General features: G+C 50.5%; 22 protein-coding genes and 1 other annotated feature. Of the genes, 7 read left to right on the top strand and 15 right to left on the bottom strand.

Annotation, left to right across the window (positions count from 1 at the left end; all coding sequences use genetic code 11):
* The first annotated feature begins 3 nt into the window (after positions 1-3).
* Entirely contained in the window at positions 4-267 is a 264-nt protein-coding gene (gene rpsT, locus CLR69_RS15730) for a 30S ribosomal protein S20 (protein ID WP_005973217.1), read from the top strand.
* A gap of 76 nt (positions 268-343) precedes the next feature.
* Here the strand turns inward: rpsT and nhaR are convergent, their stop codons facing one another.
* The 4 genes from nhaR to dnaK form a co-directional block, all read right to left on the bottom strand.
* The gene (nhaR, locus tag CLR69_RS15725; RefSeq protein ID WP_129712249.1) at positions 344-1,264 is read right to left on the bottom strand and encodes a transcriptional activator NhaR; all 921 of its coding nucleotides are present in this window, start codon (positions 1,262-1,264) and stop codon (positions 344-346) included.
* A 32-nt stretch (positions 1,265-1,296) separates the two neighbouring features.
* Positions 1,297-2,493, bottom strand: coding sequence for a Na+/H+ antiporter NhaA (nhaA, locus tag CLR69_RS15720; RefSeq protein ID WP_129712250.1), 1,197 nt, complete (start codon positions 2,491-2,493; stop codon positions 1,297-1,299).
* Between the two features lie 287 nt (positions 2,494-2,780).
* Complete coding sequence (dnaJ, locus tag CLR69_RS15715) at positions 2,781-3,917, bottom strand: molecular chaperone DnaJ (RefSeq protein ID WP_129706844.1); 1,137 nt, start codon at positions 3,915-3,917, stop codon at positions 2,781-2,783.
* A gap of 108 nt (positions 3,918-4,025) precedes the next feature.
* Positions 4,026-5,933 carry a molecular chaperone DnaK gene (gene dnaK / locus CLR69_RS15710; RefSeq protein WP_129706846.1) on the bottom strand — a complete coding sequence of 636 codons (1,908 nt, stop codon included), beginning with the start codon at positions 5,931-5,933 and terminating at the stop codon, positions 4,026-4,028.
* A 482-nt stretch (positions 5,934-6,415) separates the two neighbouring features.
* On the opposite strand from dnaK, the gene satP reads away from it, so the two are divergent.
* Positions 6,416-6,991: an acetate uptake transporter gene (satP, locus tag CLR69_RS15705; protein WP_129706848.1), complete on the top strand. Its 576-nt coding sequence runs from the start codon at positions 6,416-6,418 to the stop codon at positions 6,989-6,991.
* A 121-nt stretch (positions 6,992-7,112) separates the two neighbouring features.
* Here satP and CLR69_RS15700 read toward each other — a convergent pair whose 3' ends face one another.
* Both CLR69_RS15700 and mog read right to left on the bottom strand, forming a co-directional pair.
* Positions 7,113-8,450, bottom strand: a complete 1,338-nt coding sequence (locus CLR69_RS15700; protein ID WP_129712251.1) for an MFS transporter — start codon at positions 8,448-8,450, stop codon at positions 7,113-7,115.
* Positions 8,451-8,578: 128 nt separating this feature from the next.
* A complete protein-coding gene (gene mog, locus CLR69_RS15695) occupies positions 8,579-9,166 on the bottom strand; it encodes a molybdopterin adenylyltransferase (protein WP_129706852.1) in 588 nt (195 codons plus the stop codon).
* Positions 9,167-9,555: 389 nt separating this feature from the next.
* Between mog and CLR69_RS15690 the strand changes: the two genes are divergently transcribed.
* Positions 9,556-10,644: a GGDEF domain-containing protein gene (locus CLR69_RS15690; RefSeq protein WP_129706854.1), complete on the top strand. Its 1,089-nt coding sequence runs from the start codon at positions 9,556-9,558 to the stop codon at positions 10,642-10,644.
* Between the two features lie 77 nt (positions 10,645-10,721).
* Here the strand turns inward: CLR69_RS15690 and tal are convergent, their stop codons facing one another.
* The gene (tal, locus tag CLR69_RS15685; RefSeq protein ID WP_129706856.1) at positions 10,722-11,675 is read right to left on the bottom strand and encodes a transaldolase; all 954 of its coding nucleotides are present in this window, start codon (positions 11,673-11,675) and stop codon (positions 10,722-10,724) included.
* Between the two features lie 309 nt (positions 11,676-11,984).
* On the opposite strand from tal, the gene yaaA reads away from it, so the two are divergent.
* On the top strand, positions 11,985-12,758 hold the full coding sequence (gene yaaA, locus CLR69_RS15680; protein ID WP_129712252.1) for a peroxide stress protein YaaA: 774 nt from the start codon (positions 11,985-11,987) through the stop codon (positions 12,756-12,758).
* A 72-nt stretch (positions 12,759-12,830) separates the two neighbouring features.
* On the opposite strand, the gene thrC is transcribed toward yaaA, so the two are convergent.
* The 5 genes from thrC to CLR69_RS15655 all read right to left on the bottom strand — a co-directional run bounded on the left by thrC (position 12,831) and on the right by CLR69_RS15655 (position 18,628).
* Positions 12,831-14,120 carry a threonine synthase gene (gene thrC, locus CLR69_RS15675; protein WP_129712253.1) on the bottom strand — a complete coding sequence of 430 codons (1,290 nt, stop codon included), beginning with the start codon at positions 14,118-14,120 and terminating at the stop codon, positions 12,831-12,833.
* 3 nt (positions 14,121-14,123) lie between these two features.
* On the bottom strand, positions 14,124-15,053 hold the full coding sequence (thrB, locus tag CLR69_RS15670) for a homoserine kinase (protein WP_129706862.1): 930 nt from the start codon (positions 15,051-15,053) through the stop codon (positions 14,124-14,126).
* 2 nt (positions 15,054-15,055) lie between these two features.
* Positions 15,056-17,515: a bifunctional aspartate kinase/homoserine dehydrogenase I gene (thrA, locus tag CLR69_RS15665; protein WP_129712254.1), complete on the bottom strand. Its 2,460-nt coding sequence runs from the start codon at positions 17,513-17,515 to the stop codon at positions 15,056-15,058.
* Positions 17,516-17,607: 92 nt separating this feature from the next.
* Positions 17,608-17,723 (bottom strand) — a sequence feature (Thr leader region).
* Positions 17,662-17,730 carry a thr operon leader peptide gene (gene thrL / locus CLR69_RS23450; protein ID WP_014916714.1) on the bottom strand — a complete coding sequence of 23 codons (69 nt, stop codon included), beginning with the start codon at positions 17,728-17,730 and terminating at the stop codon, positions 17,662-17,664. Its footprint overlaps the feature before it by 62 nt.
* Positions 17,731-17,941: 211 nt before the next feature.
* Entirely contained in the window at positions 17,942-18,628 is a 687-nt protein-coding gene (locus CLR69_RS15655) for a tRNA/rRNA methyltransferase (protein WP_129712255.1), read from the bottom strand.
* A 734-nt stretch (positions 18,629-19,362) separates the two neighbouring features.
* Here CLR69_RS15655 and arcA point away from each other — a divergent pair.
* Complete coding sequence (gene arcA, locus CLR69_RS15650) at positions 19,363-20,079, top strand: two-component system response regulator ArcA (protein WP_010300511.1); 717 nt, start codon at positions 19,363-19,365, stop codon at positions 20,077-20,079.
* Positions 20,080-20,134: 55 nt separating this feature from the next.
* Here the strand turns inward: arcA and creA are convergent, their stop codons facing one another.
* Positions 20,135-20,617 (bottom strand): protein CreA, encoded by a 483-nt coding sequence (gene creA / locus CLR69_RS15645; protein WP_129706868.1) that lies wholly within the window; start codon positions 20,615-20,617, stop codon positions 20,135-20,137.
* Between the two features lie 205 nt (positions 20,618-20,822).
* On the opposite strand from creA, the gene robA reads away from it, so the two are divergent.
* A complete protein-coding gene (gene robA, locus CLR69_RS15640) occupies positions 20,823-21,710 on the top strand; it encodes an MDR efflux pump AcrAB transcriptional activator RobA (protein ID WP_129706871.1) in 888 nt (295 codons plus the stop codon).
* On the opposite strand, the gene gpmB is transcribed toward robA, so the two are convergent.
* The gene (gpmB, locus tag CLR69_RS15635; RefSeq protein WP_129706873.1) at positions 21,699-22,349 is read right to left on the bottom strand and encodes a 2,3-diphosphoglycerate-dependent phosphoglycerate mutase GpmB; all 651 of its coding nucleotides are present in this window, start codon (positions 22,347-22,349) and stop codon (positions 21,699-21,701) included. The genes robA and gpmB overlap by 12 nt on opposite strands.
* Positions 22,350-22,399: 50 nt before the next feature.
* On the opposite strand from gpmB, the gene yjjX reads away from it, so the two are divergent.
* Positions 22,400-22,939, top strand: coding sequence for an inosine/xanthosine triphosphatase (yjjX, locus tag CLR69_RS15630; RefSeq protein ID WP_107169217.1), 540 nt, complete (start codon positions 22,400-22,402; stop codon positions 22,937-22,939).
* Between the two features lie 3 nt (positions 22,940-22,942).
* Here yjjX and trpR read toward each other — a convergent pair whose 3' ends face one another.
* Positions 22,943-23,290, bottom strand: a complete 348-nt coding sequence (gene trpR, locus CLR69_RS15625) for a trp operon repressor (protein ID WP_129706875.1) — start codon at positions 23,288-23,290, stop codon at positions 22,943-22,945.
* Positions 23,291-23,321: the final 31 nt, after the last annotated feature.

Genomic DNA, 23,321 nt, shown 5'->3' with positions numbered 1-23,321 from the left:
ACCTTGGCTAATATCAAATCAGCTAAGAAACGCGCCGTACAATCTGAGAAGCGCCGTAAGCATAACGCAAGCCGTCGCTCAATGATGCGTACTTTCATCAAGAAAGTATACGCGGCGATCGCTACTGGCGATAAAGAAGTGGCACAGAAAGCATTTAATGACATGCAACCAATTGTGGATCGTCAGGCTGGTAAAGGTCTGATTCACAAGAACAAAGCTGCACGTCATAAATCCAATCTGGTAGCGCGCATCAACGCCATGCAATAATCACGCATCTGCGTGTAGTTGCTAAAAAAACCGGCTCAGGCCGGTTTTTTTGCGTCTGCTACTTCACGACAAGCCGTTACCCACCAGCCCGCGACAGACCTTCTGCTCTATCACAAAAGAGCGCGGAAAAATCTGCGTTACAAACGCGCTGAACCGCAGGATGCTGGATCATTCTGGCCGCAAAAATCGCATAGTACTCGTCCTGAATGTTCTCGATCCTGCCGATTTCGACGATATCACCCTGCTGGTAGATTTCATTAGCATAGAGCGATGGTGCAACGAAAATCGCATCGTTGTTGATGCCGAACGCTGTCATCAGCGCCGCATCATCAAATTCACCCAAGATGTTCGCCTGAATATTCTGCGCAGTAAACCAATTCAATAGCTTTCGTCCCAGCATGGTTCTCCGTCCGGGAATCAGTAGTTTACGTTGTTCAAGGCAAGCCGGGAAAGGTTGTTCAGGGTGCGGACGCTTACAGTAAAAACTGACGCCACATTCGCCCAGCTTGAGTGAAAAGAGCCCTTCCTGCTGCGTTGAATCCACCGGACAATCCGACAGAATCATATCCAGCTTATGCTGGCTCAGTTGCTCTAATAGCATTTCGTGAGTCGACTCAAAACAGCGCAAATGGATATGTTCCTGCTCCGTCACGACCGTTTCCAACACCCTGCTTACCAGCCGTTTAGACAACGCATCTGCCACGCCAACGTCGAATAGCAGGTTCGATTCTTTGCGGTAGTTCACAATATCCAACATTTCCTGGCTGAGCTGGAACATGTTATCCGCATAGCGAAAAACAAGCTGCCCCAACTCCGTCGGTTCCAACCCTCGTCCTTTACGCTTAAAAAGTTTGCCCTGCAAACGCTCTTCCAAACATTTGATTTGTCCGGTGATCGTCTGCGGCGTTAAAAACAGCGTTTCTGCCGCACTGGCAACGGAGCCCGACTTATAAACCTGCCAGAAATAATAGAGATGATTAAAATTCAAATGAGACACACCCGCCTCCTCTTCGCGCCTCCGGCATAGCGTCAACCCTTACACGGCTGAACCGCCTTGTCCAGCGCTGGCAACACCCCACGCAATGCCAGATAGCCCAGCAGTGCTGCCAGCCCCGACGCCAGCAAGATTCCCAGCTTGGCGTAGGTAATCAATTCCGCATCGCCACCAGAGAATGCCAGCAGCGTAATGAATATCGACATGGTAAAGCCGATACCACACAGCACAGAGACCGCCACGATCTGGCTAAAATGGACGCCAACAGGTAATCGGGCATAGCCCAGCCGTATGGTTAGCCAACTGAGCAGGGTAATGCCCAGCGGTTTACCAAGTAATAACCCGGCGGCGATACCCAGAGTCAAAGGGGAAAACAGTTTTTCCAGTACAACACCCTGCAAGACAATACCTGCATTAGCGAAGGCAAACAGAGGAATGATCAGAAACGCAACCCACGTTTGCAAGCCATGTTCCAGCGTGATTGCTGGAGAAGGTTCCCCAGCGGACGAGCGCAACGGAATAAAGAACCCGACAATCACCCCGGCCAGCGTCGCATGAACGCCACATTTCAGAATGCAGACCCACAAGACGCCCCCAACCAGTAAATAGGCGGACGTTTTTCTGACCTGTTGCCGGTTCAAATAGGCCAGCACCGCAATCGCCAGCACCGCACCACCCAGCGCAGGCCAGAAGATCTGTTGTGTATAAAACAGGGCGATGATCAGGATCGCCCCTAGATCGTCAATGATCGCCAACGCGAGCAGGAAAACCTTTAATCCTGCGGGGACACGCTTGCCCAATAACGTCAACACACCAATGGCGAACGCGATATCTGTCGCGGCGGGAATAGCCCAGCCAGCGCGCGTCACCTCATCATTTGCGTTAAAAAGCAGAAAGAATAGAGCAGGAAAAAGCATTCCACCAACTGCGGCCGCCAATGGCAGCATCGCCTGCTGGCGACTGGCTAACGTACCTTCGACTAACTCACGTTTCACTTCCAAGCCAATCAGCAGGAAGAAAATCGCCATCAGACCATCATTAATCCACAGCAGCAGGTTCTTATTGATTTCCAGTGCGCCAAACCGCATTTCCACTGGCATCATCAGGAATTGCTGATAGCCCAAAGCAGTAGCAGACCAATTGGCAAGTACGATCGCCAAAACCGTTGCCACCATTAGCATCACGCCAGCGGCTGCATCCAATCGAATAAAGCGCCGAATCATTGTTATCATTCACTTAATCTCCAATCAGGTACGAACGTCAATACCAAACGTCCGCTTTCTTGCTGGCAAGATTACGCAATCCAATAACTCGTTAAAAGTAGATTAAAACTGGCTTAATATTCGAAAAAATCGATCTATAAGGTTGAGATCGTGTAAAGGAAGGCGTAAAAAACGTCGGGCGCATTTTTCAATGTCCCGTAGCAATGGCCGTAGGGTGGAGGACAAGGATGTCCGCCATAAAAAAAACCGGCAGGTTTACCCCACCGGTCTTTCTATCACACGTTAACGATAAGCAATTAACGGGTCAAATCGTCGAAAAACTTCTTCACACCATCGAAAAAGTTTTTTGAACGTGGGCTGTTTCTTTCGCCAGACGGGCCACCAAAACTCTCGTCAAGTTCTTGCAGCAGTTGTCTCTGACGCTCGTTCAGATTAACTGGCGTTTCCACAACCACACGGCACAGCAGATCGCCCTGCGCACCACCACGAACCGATTTCACACCTTTGCCACGCATACGGAACAGTTTCCCGGTTTGCGTTTCCGCAGGCACTTTCAGCTTCACACGGCCATCCAGCGTTGGGACTTCAATCTCTCCGCCTAATGCTGCCATCGCAAAGTTGATCGGCACTTCGCAGTACAGATTGTTTTCTTCACGTTGGAAGATCGGGTGCGTTTTTACTTGTACCTGAACGTACAAATCACCTGATGGTGCGCCATGCTCGCCCGCTTCACCCTCGCCGGACAAGCGGATACGGTCACCCGTGTCCACGCCAGCCGGAATTTTCACCGACAGCGTTTTGCTCTTCTCTACGCGACCATGGCCGTGACACTTGACGCACGGATCTTTAATGATCTTGCCGCGGCCATGACAGTGCGGACATGCCTGCTGCACAGTAAAGAAGCCCTGACGCATCTGTACCTGGCCGTTACCATGACAGGTTGGACAGGTGATCGGCGAGCTACCCGGCTTCGCACCGTTGCCGTGGCACACATCACACTCTTCCAACGCGGGAATGCGGATCTCTTTGGTGACGCCACGTACCGCTTCTTCCAGCGTCAACTCCATGTTGTAGCGTAAATCGGATCCACGGCTCGCGCGCTGACGGCGACCACCGCCAAAAATATCACCGAACACGTCGCCAAAAATATCACCAAAATCGGCACCGCCGCCGCCAAAGCCACCGCCGCCTCCGCCCATACCACCTTGCTCAAACGCCGCGTGACCGTACTGATCGTAGGCTGCACGTTTCTGCGCGTCAGTAAGGATCTCGTAGGCTTCTTTGATCTCTTTGAACTTGGCTTCTGCCTCGCTATCACCCTGATTGCGATCCGGGTGGTACTTCATCGCCAGACGCTTGTACGCTTTCTTTATCTCGCGCTCATCCGCGTTTTTAGCAACGCCCAGGCTTTCATAATAATCTTGCTTCGCCATTTCTTTTCCTGCCCCTCAACATGCGTGCACGGGCGCAGAGTTTCCTCGACGCCCGTGCTGATTGCCAGCAATAGCCTTGTGGCTGCTACTGCGCCCGCTCAAGGGCGATTACTTTTTATCTTTTACTTCTTCAAACTCAGCATCAACGACATCGTCGTCGCGACGAGCAGAGGCATCATCAGCGGCACCTTCGGCACCAGGCTGTGGCTGAGACGCTTCCAGCAGCTTACCGGAAACCTGAACCAGCGCCTGAATTTTCGCTTCGATTTCTGCTTTGTCTTCGCCTTTCAGCGCGCTTTCCAGCGCTTTCAGTGCGTCGTCAATGGCAGTTTTGTCATCAGCGGCCAGTTTATCGCCCACTTCTTCCAGCTGCTTACGCGTGCTGTGCAGCAAGTGATCGCCCTGGTTGCGGGCCTGAACCAGCTCTTCAAACTTACGGTCAGCTTCAGCATTCGCTTCTGCATCGCGTACCATTTTCTGAATTTCTTCTTCGTTCAGACCAGAAGATGCCTTGATAGTGATCTTCTGCTCGCGACCGCTGTTTTTGTCTTTCGCGGAAACGTGCAGGATACCATCCGCATCGATGTCGAAAGTGACTTCGATCTGTGGCATACCGCGCGGTGCAGCCTGAATACCATCCAGGTTAAACTGACCCAGAGATTTGTTGTCGTGCGCGCGCTTACGCTCACCCTGCAGAACATGAATCGTTACCGCAGACTGGTTGTCTTCCGCCGTTGAGAACACCTGACTGTGTTTCGTCGGGATTGTGGTGTTCTTGGCGATCAGCGCGGTCATGACGCCGCCCATGGTTTCGATACCCAGAGACAGCGGGCTTACGTCCAGCAGCAGAACGTCTTTCACGTCACCAGACAGAACACCGCCCTGAACCGCAGCACCGATGGCAACCGCTTCGTCTGGGTTCACGTCTTTACGTGGCTCTTTACCGAAGAAGTCAGCGACTTTCTTCTGTACCAGAGGCATACGTGTCTGGCCACCAACCAAAATCACGTCCTGAATTTCAGAAACGGACAGGCCAGCATCCTGCAACGCCACTTTCAGCGGTTCCAGAGAACGGTTCACCAGCTCTTCTACCAGTGATTCCAGTTTCGCACGCGTCACTTTGATGTTCAGGTGCTTAGGACCGGTAGCGTCCGCCGTGATGTACGGCAGGTTAACGTCGGTCTGCTGCGCAGAAGACAGCTCGATCTTGGCTTTTTCTGCAGCTTCTTTCAGACGCTGCATTGCCAGCGGATCGTTGCGCAGGTCGAAACCTTGCTCTTTCTTAAATTCGTCAACCAGGTAGTTGATCATGCGGCTATCGAAGTCTTCACCACCCAGGTGCGTGTCACCGTTGGTTGCCAGAACTTCGAAGGTTTTTTCGCCATCAACTTCGTCAATTTCGATAATAGAAATATCGAAGGTACCGCCGCCCAGGTCGTAAACCGCGATAGTCCGGTTGCCGACTTCTTTATCCAGACCGTACGCCAGCGCTGCCGCTGTTGGTTCGTTGATGATACGTTTGACTTCCAGACCCGCGATACGGCCAGCATCTTTGGTTGCCTGACGCTGCGCATCGTTGAAATAGGCCGGTACGGTGATAACCGCTTCGGAGATGGTCTCACCCAGATAATCTTCCGCCGTTTTCTTCATTTTTTTCAGCACTTCTGCTGAAATCTGCGGCGGAGCCATTTTCTGATCTTTCACTTCCAGCCATGCATCGCCATTATCTGCCGCGATGATTTTGTACGGCATGATGTTGGCATCACGCTGAACTTCTTCGTCTTTGAAACGACGGCCAATCAGACGCTTGATAGCAAACAGTGTATTTTTCGGGTTGGTCACTGCCTGACGTTTAGCCGGTTGGCCAACCAGAGTTTCGCCGTCTTGCGTATAAGCAATGATTGAAGGCGTGGTGCGATCGCCTTCGCTATTTTCCAGTACTTTTACCTGAGTACCGTCAATAATCGCGACACAAGAGTTGGTTGTACCCAGGTCGATACCAATAATCTTACCCATCTAAACATCTCCACTAAAAAGTCATATTCGGTATGGTGGTTAAACCTACTGTGCGGGCGAAATGTCGTTTTTCAACAAGATTTCTCGTTTTCCAACAACACACCCTCGTTTTCATCAGCAGCACACGTTTCATTTTCATGCTAACCACCGATGTAACGGCCCGACACACGCCTTTGCGGCAGGTCAAACTGTTTCGGTTGGAAATAAGATGGGGCCAACATTTCTATCATCAAGGGGGGAAGATGAAAAAAAATGACCTTTATCCCTCGTACGATCAAACTATTCTGCCTTCCCCATGTTGTGTCCATTCCAAACGCCCGATATGATGCCGCGCCCGCCACAGAAATGGGAACATTTCCCTACACAATGGCGGGCAATAACACCTAAACGACTCCTATCCCAACGTGATTGGCGCATTCGCTAACCTTAATGCCGCGCCCGACGCGAAGGGACTATTAATAATCTGTTATTGCAGAGGATTTATGAGCACGAACACGTTGGCAAATCCTGGTCCATTAGGACTGATGGGCTTCGGGATGACCACTATTCTGTTGAACCTGCACAACGCAGGCTTTTTCCCACTTTCTTCCATCATTCTTAGCATGGGTATCTTCTACGGCGGTATTGCCCAGATCCTGGCTGGCCTGCTGGAATATAAAAAAGGGAATACATTTGGCGTGACCGCATTTACGTCTTATGGCGCGTTCTGGCTGACGCTGGTTGCCATTCTCGTACTGCCAAAAATGGGTCTGGCGGAAGCCAGCGACGCTCAGTTCCTCGGCGTATTCCTTGGCCTGTGGGGCGTCTTCACGCTGTTTATGTTCTTCGGCACATTCGGTACCAACCGCGCTCTGCAGTTTGTTTTCGGCAGCCTGACCGTGCTGTTTGCTCTGTTAGCCATAGGTAACTTTACCGGCAACCACGCACTGCTGACCTTTGCAGGTTACGAAGGCATCATTTGTGGCGCTAGCGCAATTTATCTGGCAATGGCTGAAGTGCTGAACGAGAAGTTTGGTCGTACCGTACTGCCAATTGGTGCACGTGGCGCGTCCCACTAAGTTCTAACGCACGATAAGTACCGACGCGATAGATACTGCCTATAAGCACTCACGCGTTAAATGCTAACGAGCCCTGTCAACCTGACAGGGCTCGTTTGTTTTTGATAAAGATAAAGCGTACTTAAACTTCGACGGGTGAACGATCGCGCGCGTTGCTCTCAGCAAAAGCACGCGAGTCAGCATCCAGATCGCGTTGCAAATAAACGCCCAACAGCAATCCCACCGCGGCCAGCGTCAGGACATAGAATGCCGGAGCCATCGGCGTCGCCTTCATAATCAGCGTAACAAAGACGGGCGTAAGGCCACCGAAGATGGCATAGGAAACGTTGTAGGAAAAAGAAATCCCCGAGAACCGTACAGCAGCCGGAAACGCCCGCACCATGACATAAGGCACGCCACCAACGACACCAACGCTGAGCCCTACGATCGCATAGCTGACAAAGAGCAACGTCGTACTACTTGCCGCCGAGCTGTAAAAGAACCAGCTACATGCCGCCAGTATCAGGCTACCCACAATAAATAGTTTACTGGCGCCAAAACGATCAACCAACAGCCCTGAACCGACGCAACCCACCATCAGAGCAATCGTTGCCAGACAGTTCGCCTGCAATGCCAGCGCGGCAGGAATGCCGTGGACTTTTTGCAGGTAGGTCGGCGCCATCAGAATAACGACGACGATGCACGCAGACAGCAGCCAGGTCAGCAGCATTGAAACCACAACTGCACGTTTGTGATTTAAGACGACCGATTTCAACGGCAACTCTTCTGCCAGTTTTTTCTGCGTCTGCATTTCCATAAAAATGGGCGTTTCCTGTAACCAACGACGCAGGTACATCGCCACAAGGCCAAATACCCCGCCGATGAAGAACGGCAGACGCCAGCCGCCGCCCGACATCTGCGCTGGTGTCAGCACCGTATTCAGCAATGTCGCGATCAGAGAGCCCAGCAGAATCCCCATGGTCAAGCCAGCAGTCAGCGTACCGCAGGCAAATCCAATACGGGCACGAGGCACATGCTCAGCAACGAAGACCCATGCACCGGGGACTTCCCCGCCGATTGCCGCACCTTGCAGCACGCGCATTAACAGCAGTAAAAGTGGAGCAGCAATACCAATGGCTTCATAAGTCGGCAGCAGGCCCATTGCCAGCGTCGGTAACGCCATCAGCAATATGCTCAAACTGAACATTTTCTTACGCCCACTCTTGTCGCCAAAGTGCGCCATGATGATGCCCCCAAGCGGGCGAGCCAGATAGCCTGCGGCAAAAATACCGAATGTCTGTACCTGCCGCAGCCATTCAGGAATATCCGGCGGAAAGAAAAGATCGCCAATCACGGCAGCAAAGAAGACGAAAATAATAAAATCGTAAAACTCTAACGCGCCACCCAGCGCAGCCAGAGACAACGTTTTATAGTCCTGCCGATTCAATCGGCGAGGATGTGCGTGTTGATCCTGATTCATAAGTTACCGTGCATTGCCAGAGTGAAAAAAAGAAAAACGTCACAGCAGTGTGTAAAGTAGAAATTACTATAACGGCAAAATTTTTATACACCAGCAAAGCTGAATCTTATGTTTCAAATCGTCCAACTTCAGTCTTTTATTTCGCGCACGGCATTTTTAGGGCGAAAAGCTGCTACAACATCCGCATTGGTTTCAATGTAAGGACCTTCCAGCAGTTGGATACAATACGGTACGCTGGCAAAAATACCGGCCACAATTACCTTGCCATCAGCATCTTTTAAGCCTTCCAGCGTTTCCTTAATCGACTTGGGCTGCCCTGGCAGATTGAGAATCAGCGCCTGTTTGCGCAGCACGCCAACCTGACGGGAGAGGATTGCTGTAGGAACAAAACGCAGGCTAATTTGCCGCATTTGCTCACCAAACCCCGGCATTTCTCGATCGGCAACGGCCAGTGTAGCATCCGGCGTCACATCACGACGCGCAGGCCCCGTGCCTCCCGTCGTTAACACCAAATGACAACCGCGCTCATCCACCAGCTCACACAGCGCTTGCTCAATCATCGGCTGTTCATCCGGCACGAGCCGAGTCTCCACTTCAAAAGGCGTACTCAAGGCGCTACGGAGCCAGGATTCCAGTTCTGGGATGCCTCTGTCCTGATAAATCCCGCTGGAAGCGCGATCGGATACGGAAACCAAACCAATACGCAATACGTTCATAAGCACCTCAGTTTAAACAAAACACCAATTTTATCAGGATATTGAAGGCTTTTAACAAACAATTAGATCTCATGAGGAAATTCACGCGATATCCGTTATTTCACACCGTGTTCATTACTACACTTGATAATAATTATTAAATAGCGTCTCAAAAAAGTAAAAAAATCACTTGGATTAGTAATACCGCAGCGCAATTAAAATTTAAAAATAGCAGACGTATAAAAAAAATCTCTTACCCATTAAGAGCGAATGAAATAAGCCGATATGTTAAAGAGAAAAAGGATTAAATCCGCCACGACAGAACATCACGTAAAATCGAATAATATGATAAAATTAAAGCACTTCTTTAGTATCACAATAAGTAAAAAAGCCCTATCAAGGAAGTCGCCATGAACGACCTTAAATATAAGATATTAAAGCTATTTTCACACCCTACCTCGGCCTTCTTCCTGTTTGGATTTATTTCCTTTTTTATCACTATCTTTCTTACTCATGAAGCAAGCAGAAACGCTTGGAAAGTAGAACGGCAAAATCTGGACATCACCATCAAGACATATGAATCCTATAATACGGGTGGAGAGGTAACGGAGACTGACGTTACTCGGAAAACAGGCTCCTATGTCTCTGCACGGATGAGAACATGGGTATTTAATACGCGCGACGTTCGTAGCGAATGTATTAATCGATTATCGTCATCCGACCTGACATTTAATGATATGGCGATTATCCGTATCTGTCAGAATAAACTGCCATCAATTGGTGAGTATGCAGGTAAAGGCACCCTTACCATCATATTTCCGGTGCTATCGCCCACAGATGAATTATTGGGCATTCGGATTAGAACCACGTCCGAAACACCTCCGCCTTCGTTTTTGTATACGCTGACGTCTCTTGGCTCCGCGACGATCATTCTAAGCGTGGTAATACTTTCTGCCATCTTAGGCAGTTTGCTGTCGCTTCTGGCGAAAAAATACCTGATAGAATTACCCATTATTGCCAGATATGACGATCTCACTGGCTATTTACGGCGAGACGCGTTCTTTCTGGCGGCCAATAAAGCTTTTAGTATCGCGAATCTGAATAAGCGGCCCGTTAGCGTCATTCTGATCGACATCGACTACTTTAAACAGGTGAATGATAGCTTTGGTCATAGCGTCGGTGATGATGCTTTGAAGTTTGTTGCCGACACCTTCAAAAAATCCTTTCGCCGAGAAGATATTTTTGGTCGTATTGGCGGCGATGAGTTCGCAATCGTTTTACCGAATACCGGAATAGATGATGCGTATATCATCGTGGATAGAGCAAGAGAACGCGTTAGCAATACACCTTGTGAAACCGCTGCAGGGACAATCAGGCTAACGGTCAGTATTGGACTGGTTGAATACCATGTCGCTAAAGAAGATCTGATCGAAGTGATGAAGCGTGCCGATGACAATCTTTATACCGCGAAGAAAACCCGTAACGCGACGGCGAAATAGGCTTATTCCACCCTGTGATACCAAATCACAGACAAAAAAATAGCCGGGAATCCCGGCTATTTTTATTAGCAGAATACTTACAGTAAATCTGCAATCATCTTTTCCAGTTTTTCCTGGTCGATAGCAAATTTACGGATCCCATCAGCCAGTTTATCAATCGCCATTGGGTCCTGGTTATGCTGCCAGTAGAACTCAGCTTCCGTCATTTTCGCTGGGCGAACTTTCACGTCACCAACGTAAGACAGCTTACGAACCACTTCACCTTCGCTTTCTGACAGCTCTTTCAGCAGGGCTGGTGCGATCGTCAGGCGGTCACATCCTGCCAGTTCCAGAATTTCACCGACGTTACGGAAGCTCGCACCCATCACGACAGTTTCATAGCCGTGTTCTTTGTAGTAGTCATAGATTTCGCTAACGGAAACCACGCCCGGATCTTCATGCGGCGCAAATTCTTTCTTATCGCCGTTGGCTTTGTACCAGTCAAGAATACGGCCAACGAACGGCGAAATCAGAAACACGCCAGCTTCAGCACAGGCACGCGCCTGCGCAAAGGAGAACAGCAGCGTCAGGTTACAGTTGATGCCTTCTTTTTCCAGCTGCTCCGCCGCGCGGATACCCTGCCAGGTTGAAGCCAGCTTAATCAGGATACGCTCGTTGCTGATGCCCGCGTCGTTATACAGCTTGATTAGGTGTTTTGCCTTCGCCACGCTAGCTTCGGTGTCATAAGACAAACGCGCATCCACTTCTGTAGAGATACGGCCTGGGATCAATTTTAAGATTTCGAGACCGATATTGACCGCCAGTTTATCCGTGGCATCCACCACCTGCTGCTTGCGATCGCTGCTCTGCTCGCGCGCCCAGGCAATCGCCTCGTCGATCAGCTTGCGATATTCAGGAATTTGCGCAGCATTCAGAATCAGTGAGGGGTTGGTGGTCGCATCTTGCGGTTGGTACAGTTTCATTGCCGCAATATCGCCGGTATCAGCTACAACCGTGGTAAATTGGCGTAGGGAAGTCAGTTTATCCGTCATGTTGGCATGTCTCGTTGTTTATACGTGGTGCTCGTGAATGAAAATAGCTTGTACTCGTATATGAATCGACTTGTTATCTAATCTGGTGGCCATCTGTTTTGCGCCGAAATCTGATAATAACACGCGCACTTTCCCGCGCAAGCCAGCTGTTAATCCTGTCAGCACCACCCTATCTTTTAACCAACTGAAATTATTGCGCTTGAAAATTGAAGCGTCTTGAAAGATGAAGCTATTGTAGCCATCGCCGCTTTCTTATCGGGTTCTTGCTATAGTAGGTGCATCAAAAATCAGACCGACAGGACATGGCGCATGCTTATCACTATCTCCCCCGCAAAAACGCTCGACTACACCAGTCCGTTGGCAACAACGCGCTATACCCAGCCAGAGCTTCTCGACTATTCCAGCAAGCTGATTGGTGTATGTAAAAAACTGACGCCAGCACAAATCGCTTCTCTGATGAGCATCAGCGATAAACTGGCTGACCTGAACGCAGGCCGCTTTAGCGATTGGCACCCCGATTTCACGCCAGAGAATGCGCGTCAGGCACTGCTCGCGTTTAAGGGCGATGTTTATACCGGATTAGCGGCAGAAGATTTTAGCGAAGATGACTTCGATTTCGCCCAGCAGCATCTGCGAATGCTATCGGGTCTGTACGGCGTGTTACGCCCGCTGGATTTGATGCAGCCGTATCGGCTGGAAATGGGCACCAGACTGGAAAATAAAGCAGGTAAAGACCTCTACAGTTTCTGGGGCGACACCATCACCGAAAAACTGAATCAAGCGTTGCGCGATCAAGGCGACGACGTGCTGATTAATCTGGCATCTGATGAATATTTCAAAGCCGTCAAACCAAAAAAGCTGAATGCCCGTCTAATCAAACCCGTTTTTTTGGATGAGAAAAACGGTAAATTTAAGGTGATCAGTTTCTACGCGAAGAAAGCACGCGGCCTGATGAGCCGTTTCATTATTCAAAATCGCCTGACTCAACCGGAGCAGTTGAAAGCGTTTAATCTGGAAGGTTACGCCTTTGAAGCAGCAGATTCTTCGACTGATGAGCTGGTGTTTAAGCGCCACGAACAGTAAGTCGAAAACGTAAAAAGGGCGGAATTTTCCGCCCCTATCATTCAGCCTTTACCACTATCCCTTACAACACGATTATTCAGGCAGGGACATCAGGAATTCACGCAGCTTCGCAAAGTCATCCGGGAAGTTGTGCGACAGCAGATCCAGATCGGCACGTTCAGCCAGCGCTTCAGGCAGATCCAGTTCTTTGCCCAGAATTTCTTCTACGCTTTCTTTGAATTTCGCCGGGTGCGCCGTCCCCAGAAACAGGCCGAACTCGCCAGCTTGTAGCTGATCGCGCAGCAGACGGTAAGCAATCGCAGCGTGCGGTTCAGAGACATAGCCTAACGCATCCAACTGATGCATGGTTTCTTTCGTGGTGTCATCGCTCACCGCACCAAAGCCCAGCGTTTTCAACTGCCAGTTCTTACGGCGGAACAGCTCTTCCACCCGCGGCCAGTTGTTCGGCTGGCTTACATCCATCGCGTTGGATAACGTTGCCACCGTTTTATGCGGTTCCCAGTTACCATTGCTCAGGAAGCGCGGCACGGTGTCATTGGCATTCGTCGCCGCAATGAAACGCTTAATCGGCAGACCCAGCGATTTCGCCAGCAGACCTGCGGTCAGATCGCCGAAGTTACCGCTCGGTACAGAAACTACCAGTTGGTTACGGGCTTCCTGCGGCAGTTGTGCAACAGCTTCAAAGTAATAGCAAATTTGCGCCAACAGACGGCTGATGTTGATGGAGTTCGCTGAATTCAGGCCAATTGCCTTTTTCAGTTCCTCATCATCAAACGCCTTTTTCACCAACGCCTGACAGGCATCGAAATCGCTGTCGATAGCGATGGTGTGAATGTTGCCACCCAGCGTACAGAACAGTTTTTCCTGCAATGGGCTGATCTTACCCTGCGGATATAGAATTACGACACGGACATTTTTCAGACCGTAAAAGGCATGCGCTACAGCGGCACCCGTGTCGCCAGACGTCGCCGTCAGAATAGTAATTTTCTCGTCGCCAGATACTTCTGTCAGCATTTGCGCCATAAAGCGGCCGCCGAAGTCTTTAAAAGCCAGCGTCGGGCCGTGGAACAGCTCGAGCGCCGCGACATCTTCCTCAACCGGCGCGATAGGAGCAGGAAACGCAAAGGCCGCTTTTACGCGTTCAAACACGGTTTCAGTCGCAATTTCATCGCCGATATAGGCGGACAGAATACGGCTGCTACGGGTTACAAAATCCAGATCCAGCAGAACATCAATTTCAGTGCGTTCGAACTCAGGCAGTTCCAACGGGAAGAACAGCCCCTGCTGGCTCCCCAACCCTTGCTTGATTGCCTGAGCAAAACTGACCTGCTCGTTATGATCTTTAAGGTTGTACAGTTTCATGCATTATCCCAGTTGTCGTGCGCCAGTCGTATCAAGACGGCAAATATGAACAAAACCTTCATCGTTCTGCAAATAGTTATCCTGTAGCCAGTCGGCCAGACGCTGCGCGCTCGCCATATCGTTGCAAACAGAGAATAACGTTGGGCCAGAGCCAGAAATACCGCAGGCCAGCGCCCCGATATCCTCAGCGGCCTGACGAGCGGCAGCAAAGCCAGGCAGCAGTTTAGTGCGATAAGGTTCCGCGATGACATCCTTCATCAGTTTCGCCGCCAACTCAGCTTGTCCGGTGTGGCTGGCGTGGATAAAGCCCGCCAGATAGCGACCGTGGCTAATGCAATCCTGACGACGGTATTGCGCAGGCAGAATCGCGCGCGCTTCTGCGGTTGATACTTTAATTCCTGGATACGCCATAACCCACAGCCAGTCATCAAACGACGGCACAGGCTGGCTGATAATGCCGTTTTCTTCCAGCATCAGTTGGACGCCACCGAGGAAACACGGGGCAACGTTATCGTAGTGAACGCTACCAGAAATGCGCCCTTCCAGCTCGCCCATCAGCGTTAGCAGACGCGTATCATCCAATGGTTTGCCACAAAATTCGTTCATCGCCATCAGCCCGGCAACGACAGAACAGGCACTGGAGCCTAACCCCGAACCGATCGGCATGTTCTTTTCGAGCGTCATCGCTACAGGTACAGTTTTGCCAATTTCCTGACAGAACAGTTCCCAACATTGATACACAATGTTTTCTTTCGGGTTGTCCGGCAGTTTGCTAACAAAACGTCCTTCATTACGTAGACTGAACAGATCGGCGGCCTCAACAGAGACGCAATCTCCCAGCAATGAACCGTCTACAGGCGAAACGGCCGCACCCAGCACATCAAACCCGACGCTGACGTTACCGATTGATGCAGGTGCATACACCTTAACCATAATTATGCTCCCAACTTCCATGACAAGGTGCGCAGCAGATCTGCGAACACACCAGCAGCGGTAACATCGTTACCCGCGCCATAACCGCGCAATACAAGCGGCAGTGGCTGATAATAACGGCTGTAGAACGCCAGCGCATTCTCGCCATCTTTGACTTTAAACAGTGGGTCGTTGCCGCCAACAGCACTGATCTTGACCTTACAGCGACCTTCTTCAATGACGCCGACATAGCGCAACACTTTACCTTCATCACGCGCTTGTGCAACACGGCTGGCAAACTCGTCATCTACCGACGGCAGACGCTGCATAAAGCTGGCGACATCGCCGGAGGCATCGAAGCTGGCAGGCAGAACGGATTCCACCTCAATATCACCCAGCTCCAGCTGATAACCCGCTTCACGCGCCAGAATCAGCAGCTTACGCGCCACGTCCATACCGGACAGGTCGTCACGCGGATCGGGTTCGGTATAACTTTTTTCTTTCGCCTGCGTGGTCGCTTCGGACAGTGACATGCCCTCATCGAGTTTACCGAAAATAAAGGACAGCGAGCCAGAGAGAATACCGGTAAAGCGAATCAGCTCATCACCCGCATTCAGCAGATTTTGCAGGTTTTCAATCACCGGTAAACCAGCACCGACGTTAGTGTCATACAGGAAACGACGGCGGGATTTCGCCGCAGCGCTGCGCAGTTGGTGATAATAATTCATCGACCCCGTGTTGGCTTTCTTGTTTGGCGTCACCACGTGGAAACCATCGGCTAGAAAATCTACGTACTGATCGGCCACAGCCTGATTCGACGTACAGTCGACAATCACCGGGTTCAGCAGATGGTACTCTTTAACCAGACGAATCAGACGGCCCAGATTGAACGGCTCGCGAGCTTTTGCCAGTTCCTCGCGCCAGTTATCCATCGAAACGCCATTAATGTTGGTCAGCATCGCTTTAGAATTGGCGATCCCACATACACGTAGGTCGATATGCTTGTCTTTCAGCCATGGCTGCTGGCGATGAATCTGCTCCAGCAATGCGCCACCCACGCCACCCACGCCGATAACAAACACGTCGATCACCTGATCGGTGTTAAACAGCATCTGGTGTGCAACGCGTACGCCAGTCGTCGCGACATCATTGTTCACGACAACGGAGATAGAGCGTTCGGATGAGCCCTGGGCGATAGCCACGATATTAATGTTTGCCGTCGCCAGCGCCGAGAACAGACGGGCAGACAGGCCACGCAGAGTGCGCATGCCATCGCCTACGACAGAGAGGATCGCCAGACGTTCCATCACATCCAACGGTTCCAGCACGCCTTCTTTCAGTTCCAGATAGAATTCGTCTTCCAGCGTTTTTCTGGCACGCGCCAGCTCGTTTTGCGATACGCAGAAGCTGATGCTGTATTCAGAAGATGACTGTGTGATCAGCACCACTGAGATACCCGCACGCGACATCGCGGCAAACACGCGCGCGGCCATGCCGACCATGCCTTTCATGCCTGGGCCGGATACGTTAATCATCGCCATGTTGTTCAGGTTGGTGATGCCTTTCACCGGATACTGCGTATCCGTGCTGTCCATGCCGATGAGCGTACCGGGAGCCTGAGGATTTTCGGTGTTTTTGATAAGGCAGGGAATCTGGAACTGGGCGATAGGAGCAATGGTGCGAGGGTGGAGGACTTTGGCGCCGAAATAGGACAGCTCCATCGCCTCCTGATAGGACATCGATTTCAATAACCGGGCATCCGGCACCTGACGCGGATCGCAGGTATACACGCCGTCAACATCGGTCCAGATCTCACAACAGTCGGCACGCAGACACGCAGCCAGCACCGCAGCAGAATAGTCTGAACCGTTACGGCCTAACACCACCAATTCGCCTTTGTCGTTGCCAGCAGTAAAGCCCGCCATCAGGATCACATGATCTTTTGGGATCGCGCTTTCAGCAATACGCCGGGTCGACTCAGTAATATCCACGGTAGATTCGAGATAGTGTCCCTGCGCCAGCAGTTTCTCGACAGGATTAATAACAGATACCCCATAGCCGCGTGCCTGAAAGACCGCTTCCATGATGGCGATAGACAGTTTTTCCCCCCGGCAGATAATCGCGGCGTTCACGCTATCAGGGCACTGCCCCAGCAGAGCGATGCCATGTAGAACGTGTTTCAGCTGTGCGAATTCCTGATCCACGAATGCTTTCAGGCGAGCATGATCAAAGCCCGGCTGTGATGTGGCAAGACCTTGCAGCAGCGAAGAGAAGATAGTTTCGGCATCGTTTAAATGAGGCAGGATATCTTGTCCGGCGACGGTTTTCTCAATCATGGCAACCAGATGGTTGGTAATTTTCGCCGGCGCGGACAATACGGTAGCCACTTGTCCCTGGCGCGCGTTATTTTCGATAATGTCGGCAACGCGTGCAAAACGCTCCGCATTCGCTACTGAAGTCCCGCCAAATTTCAACACTCGCATTTTTATCTGTTCTCCTGAATTTCTGCCAACCAAAACACTAAAAGCGTTTTTTGTATGCCGTTCGCAGACGGCGTTGAGGGATAACCTGCCATAAAAAAAAAGCCCGCACTGTTCGGTGCGGGCTTTTTCTGGAATCTTTATATGCGTCAGCCCGCACCGTTACTGGTTGTATCGGTGATGGTAATAATCGTGGTGATCAGGCTGATAGTGCGCATGCTAAAATCGAATCTCATTAGAAGTAGAGTTATCTGCCCTATTAGTTAGGCCAATCGCCCTTTGAAGTCAACGGATTTCTTTTTTTTCTTCTCGCCGAACCAAAAACGCCTGCCGCTAAACTCACTGCCTAAATGGGAATAAGCCGGACAAACCATTGTCAAAATACACAGCTCAAGATGTTCTACTGCCAAAAAAGCCATCTCTACTATCTTATTTCGGTAGTCTTTTTTCAATGTCGTGTAGCAACCGATGGAGCATTGCCGTATCACGCTGCTCTAAACGCCCCAGCCGCTGATGCAGCCAGTCCCGCAGTTTTTCATCATCTTCAACCGCCAAATTAACCAGTAGCCGATCCAGGCGCTCATGCAGCGCCGACAATTGTCCCACCGCCGCCGGCTGTGCCACTTCCGGCTTGACCTGCATGAGTTCAGCTAACTGATAACAATATACCATCACCGCCTGGCCAAGATTCAGCGAGGGGTAATCTGCTTTCATCGGCACGCCGGTCAACACATCCGCCAGTTCAAGTTCCTCATTCGTCAGGCCAACATCTTCCCGACCAAACACCAGCGCCGCAGACACCATCCATTGCGTCTTCTCCTGCAATACGCCGGTCAACTCTGCTGGCGTGCAATAGTAATGATATTTAGCTCGGCTGCGTGCGGTAGTCGCCACCGTAAAGTCAACATCTGCCAACGCTTCAGCCAGCGTGGAAAATACCTGCACATTATCCAGAATATCCCCCGAAGCATGCGCTACCCAACGAGCCGCTGGTTCTTGATACACCGTGCTACCGACAATACGTAAACTACTGAACCCCATTGTTTTCATCGCACGGGCCGCCGCCCCAACGTTCTCTGCCCGAGCGGGCTCAACCAAAATAATATGAAACTGCATAGCGTCCTCAGTATGGATTACATGCGTTTTGGCAATATTTATTCTGATCGCCAAACAACACGACCATGTAATCGATAACGATTTATTGATAAAGACAATTTGTTGATAACAACTGCGGAAAATTAACAATAACCCAACAGAGTTTCTGTCATCTACGCCGTTGTCAGGAAGCATCAATGAGTCCCAAAAAAATGAGCGAGGAGGAAAAACCCTAACAAAAACAAGGTAAATTATTTTATTTCAATAAGTTATAAAAATATCAACGACTGTGTAGCATCAATTATGATCATTGGCATTTGCTATGCTAAATCGTTCATAAAAAGTGCTAAATTGTGACGTAAACTAGCAATCCTATAAGTGTTTATCACAAAATAGTTAACGTGCTAAAATGAAATTTGATATATGTCAACAGAACCGTAGATTTATCAGCAGGCAAAATCAGTGCTTACTGTTATGTTGCTGTTAATAAGGTTAAACTGTGCGCCACTTTGAGCGCAGTTAAATTAGCGCCACGCTCACCCACTAGCAGTACCTCTAAGCGGGTAGAGAATGAACACCAGTAACGCATTTACGTACTTGAGTCTGATGTTGAGCGAGAGCGTATATTTACCTCGATAAGCTCCAGGGAAATACCCGGAATAACTGGCGTTGTAGCCAGCGGGCCAGCAGGGTATGACAGCGACTTCTGTACTTCCGATTTCTATAATTTAAGTTGGCAATTTTAGGTAGCAAACATGCAGACGCCGCACATTCTTATTGTTGAAGACGAGTTGGTAACCCGTAACACCCTCAAGAGCATTTTTGAGGCAGAAGGGTACGTTGTTCACGAAGCCACCGATGGCGCAGAAATGCACCATATTTTGTCCGAGAATGACATTAATCTGGTGATCATGGACATCAACCTGCCAGGGAAAAATGGTCTATTGCTGGCACGTGAACTGCGCGAGCAAGCCACCGTTGCCTTGATGTTCCTCACCGGCCGCGACAATGAAGTCGATAAGATTCTCGGTCTGGAAATCGGTGCGGATGACTACATCACCAAGCCGTTTAACCCACGTGAATTGACGATCCGCGCACGTAACCTGCTGTCACGTACCATGAATCTGGGCAGTGGCACAGAAGAACGTCGTCTGGTGGAAAGCTATCGCTTTAACGGCTGGGAACTGGACATCAATAGCCGTTCTCTGATCAGCCCGGCTGGTGAGCAATACAAGCTGCCACGCAGTGAATTCCGCGCGATGCTGCACTTCTGCGAAAACCCAGGCAAGATTCAGTCTCGCGCAGAACTGCTGAAGAAAATGACCGGCCGTGAGCTTAAGCCACATGACCGTACCGTTGACGTCACCATCCGCCGTATCCGTAAGCACTTTGAATCGACAGCAGATACGCCGGAAATCATCGCAACGATCCACGGTGAAGGCTACCGCTTCTGCGGCGATCTGGAAAATTAATCCCACTCAGCCGGAGCAGGCTTCTGTTCCGGCTGTTTCCCCTTCTTACCACACGTTATTCACTCTTTCCCCACGGCATAACCGGTACCGCGCTTAACGCGTTCTTCGGCGAACCATCGACCAGCCGATCAGAGTAAGCAAGATAGATCAGAGAGTTACGTTTTTGATCGTAAAACCGAACAACCTGCAACTTCTTAAAAACCAGCGACGTTCTTTTCTGGAATACTACCGATCCACGGTCACCAGCGCTTTTGATCTTATCCGACAGCGTAATCGGCCCCACCTGCTGACAGGAGATTGCAGCATCCGACGTGTCTTCCGCCAGACCTAACCCTCCTTTGATTCCGCCTGTTTTGGCTCGGCTAATGTAACAGGTCACATTTGATACATCAGGATCGTCAAACGCTTCGACCACGATCTTATGGTCCGGCCCCAGCAATTTAAAGGCCGTATCGACAGACCCAACCTCTTCCGCACTCGCGGTGCCTACGGCTGCGAGTACTAGCAGACCCACACTCATGATTCGCTTTATGTTCATATTTCAGGCTCTGTGATAATTCATAACAAACAATTAATAACCACAATCAAAAAGAGGATGTACAAAATAAACGACTTCGATAATCCTCCTTATCCAAATTACCTGCGGAATATTTTCAAAAATCTTCGGCAGTACCAAAGTGAAAATATTGCTATGATGCGGGATCTCAATACGCTCGCGCTCAATGTGTTTGATGAGGAAGATTATGGATCAAGCCGGTATCATACGTGACTTGCTTAACTGGCTAGAAAGCCATCTCGACCAACCGCTATCTCTTGATAATGTGGCGGCAAAAGCAGGTTATTCCAAGTGGCATCTACAAAGAATGTTCAAAGATGTGACAGGCCATGCCATTGGTTCATATATCCGAGCGCGGAGATTGACCAAAGCGGCGGTTGCACTCTGCCTGACCAGCCGTCCTATCCTTGATATTGCCCTGCAATACCGTTTTGATTCACAACAGACTTTTACTCGCGCGTTCAAAAAGCAGTTTACCCAAACGCCAGCGTCTTATCGCCGTTCTGATAATTGGAACACTTTCGGCATTCGTCCGCCGATCCGGCTCGGTGAGTTTACCTTGCCACAGCCGCAGTTTGTCGCCCTTCCAGAAACGCAGCTTCTTGGGCTAACGCAAACCTATAACTGCCGCCTGGAGCAAATTTGTAACTTCCGTACGGAAATTCGCGTCCACTACTGGCGCCAATTTTTAGGTGAAACCTGTTCCGTTCCGCCAGTGCTTTACGGGCTGCATCATTCACGCCCAAGTAAAGAGAAAGACGACGAACACGAAGTGCTCTACACCACCGCGCTAGAACCGCAGTATCTGCCCGATGATGTCCACACTGGCGAACCTATTACGCTACCGGGCGGAGACTATGCCATGTTTGTTTTTGAAGGGCCGAAAGACGATCTACAGGATTTTATTATCACACTGTATGACACCTGTCTGCCGACCTTCCAACTCACACGCCGCAAAGGATTCGATGCTGAGCGCTTCCATCCAGACGGCACAAAGCGCGATGATATTCCTGACATCATCCGTTGCGAGTACTTCATCCCCATCCAACATGCAGAGCCGCTCTCAGCGCTGTAACTCATCCAGTGCCGGAATATCCAGATGAGAAATATCTCCGGCCGTTTCCACCACCCAACCAGATGCCAGCCACGGACTTTGCTGATAATCAATGCGCGACAAGGAACAGTTGCGTAGTCGCAGACGGCGCTCAGCCGATGCAGGTAGCCCCAGAACTGTACTGAGTAAACACCCTAGCGCCATACCGTGGCTAACCAACAGCGGGCGACTCCCCGCAGGCAATGCCAGACAACGCTCTAAGACTCCGTGCATACGTGATGCCACATCCGCCATCGATTCACCTTCTGGAATTCGCCCATTAGGTGTGCCATCCACCAACCGTTTACGCCACCCTTCTTCCTCGGCGGCCAGCGTATCCAGATCGCGAGCTTCCAGTACGCCCATGTTCAATTCGCGTAAACCGGGCTCAAGGATTATCTGGCAATCACCACAATATTTAGCGATGATTTCTGTCGTCTGGCGCGTTCTCCCGAGATCGCTGGTAAAAATATGCGTAATTCCTAACGTCCCGATTCGTTCAGCAACCTGTTGTGCTTGTTGCTCACCTCTTGACGTCAGAGCACTGTCCGATTGACCCTGAATACGTCGAGCCACATTCCATTCTGTTTCGCCGTGGCGAACAAGATATACCTGTAACATGGTTATTTTCCGTTATACTGCGTCAAATTAACTAAAGGTACGAAACTGTTATGTATCACGTTGTCGCTGCAACTACCAACCCGGCAAAAATTAAGGCTATTAGTCTGGCATTCACCGATGTCTTTGGTGCAGAAAATTGCCGCATCGAAGGCGTTGACGTCGATAGCGGCGTCCCGCGTCAGCCTCTCGGCTCTATCGAAACCCGTACTGGCGCCAGAAACCGCGTCATGATGGCGCGTCAGGTGCGACCAGAAGCCGATTTTTGGGTCGGCGTCGAAGCAGGCATTGAAGAAAGTATGACGTTCGCCTGGATGGTGATCGAAAATGCCCATCTACGTGGCGAATCACGTTCTGCAAGCCTGGTCCTTCCAGAAAGTATATTACATGGTATTCGTGAAGGGCGGGAATTAGGTGATGAAATGGAGCGTTTGACGGGCGTTCAGAATATCAAACATAAAGGTGGTGCCATCGGCGTCTTCACCGACGGCAAACTGTCACGTACTAGCGTATATCATCAGGCACTGCTGCTGGCACTGGTGCCGTTCCATAATCCGATCTATCAGATTCCCGTTCAGGCAGCGAAACCGTAACGGTTACGCGTCGTCACTCAACGGTTTATCTACCGACAGCAACTGCGCTTCCAGCCAGCTTTTTAACGCGGGGGGCGCGGCTTTCAGGCTATTTGAACCACGCGTGATCGTGGCAATTCCCGCACCTAGCTCGCTTTTCAGCTCACGTTGGCTCATTTCCCCCCGCATTAGCTCCTGTACAATTCGCACCCGCGTTCCCAACGCGGTACGCTCATCTGGCGTCAGCAATAGTTGAAGCAGCGGCAATTGGAGATCCTCCGTAATAGCCTGCTGCAATAGCGCGACAAAGCGTAACCAGTGCTCATTGTCTTGTTCAGAAAGTGCGGGGTCGATAAGCGATAACGGAGTCATAACGGGCTGCCATACTATTTAACTAGTACGG

Origin of the sequence: Pectobacterium zantedeschiae (assembly GCF_004137795.1) — a bacterium.
Lineage (GTDB): Bacteria > Pseudomonadota > Gammaproteobacteria > Enterobacterales > Enterobacteriaceae > Pectobacterium > Pectobacterium zantedeschiae.
Note: the sequence above shows the minus strand (reverse complement) of the source record. Positions and strands in the feature narration are given on the sequence as shown.

Excerpts from the sequence above, each read along its gene's own strand:
- nhaA (WP_129712250.1), bottom strand. The coding sequence starts at position 2,493 with ATGATAACAATGATTCGGCGCTTTATTCGATTGGATGCAGCCGCTGGC.
- dnaJ (WP_129706844.1), bottom strand. The coding sequence starts at position 3,917 with ATGGCGAAGCAAGATTATTATGAAAGCCTGGGCGTTGCTAAAAACGCG.
- dnaK (WP_129706846.1), bottom strand. The coding sequence starts at position 5,933 with ATGGGTAAGATTATTGGTATCGACCTGGGTACAACCAACTCTTGTGTC.
- satP (WP_129706848.1), top strand. The coding sequence starts at position 6,416 with ATGAGCACGAACACGTTGGCAAATCCTGGTCCATTAGGACTGATGGGC.
- CLR69_RS15700 (WP_129712251.1), bottom strand. The coding sequence starts at position 8,450 with ATGAATCAGGATCAACACGCACATCCTCGCCGATTGAATCGGCAGGAC.
- mog (WP_129706852.1), bottom strand. The coding sequence starts at position 9,166 with ATGAACGTATTGCGTATTGGTTTGGTTTCCGTATCCGATCGCGCTTCC.
- CLR69_RS15690 (WP_129706854.1), top strand. The coding sequence starts at position 9,556 with ATGAACGACCTTAAATATAAGATATTAAAGCTATTTTCACACCCTACC.
- tal (WP_129706856.1), bottom strand. The coding sequence starts at position 11,675 with ATGACGGATAAACTGACTTCCCTACGCCAATTTACCACGGTTGTAGCT.
- yaaA (WP_129712252.1), top strand. The coding sequence starts at position 11,985 with ATGCTTATCACTATCTCCCCCGCAAAAACGCTCGACTACACCAGTCCG.
- thrC (WP_129712253.1), bottom strand. The coding sequence starts at position 14,120 with ATGAAACTGTACAACCTTAAAGATCATAACGAGCAGGTCAGTTTTGCT.
- thrB (WP_129706862.1), bottom strand. The coding sequence starts at position 15,053 with ATGGTTAAGGTGTATGCACCTGCATCAATCGGTAACGTCAGCGTCGGG.
- thrA (WP_129712254.1), bottom strand. The coding sequence starts at position 17,515 with ATGCGAGTGTTGAAATTTGGCGGGACTTCAGTAGCGAATGCGGAGCGT.
- CLR69_RS15655 (WP_129712255.1), bottom strand. The coding sequence starts at position 18,628 with ATGCAGTTTCATATTATTTTGGTTGAGCCCGCTCGGGCAGAGAACGTT.
- arcA (WP_010300511.1), top strand. The coding sequence starts at position 19,363 with ATGCAGACGCCGCACATTCTTATTGTTGAAGACGAGTTGGTAACCCGT.
- creA (WP_129706868.1), bottom strand. The coding sequence starts at position 20,617 with ATGAACATAAAGCGAATCATGAGTGTGGGTCTGCTAGTACTCGCAGCC.
- robA (WP_129706871.1), top strand. The coding sequence starts at position 20,823 with ATGGATCAAGCCGGTATCATACGTGACTTGCTTAACTGGCTAGAAAGC.
- gpmB (WP_129706873.1), bottom strand. The coding sequence starts at position 22,349 with ATGTTACAGGTATATCTTGTTCGCCACGGCGAAACAGAATGGAATGTG.
- yjjX (WP_107169217.1), top strand. The coding sequence starts at position 22,400 with ATGTATCACGTTGTCGCTGCAACTACCAACCCGGCAAAAATTAAGGCT.
- trpR (WP_129706875.1), bottom strand. The coding sequence starts at position 23,290 with ATGACTCCGTTATCGCTTATCGACCCCGCACTTTCTGAACAAGACAAT.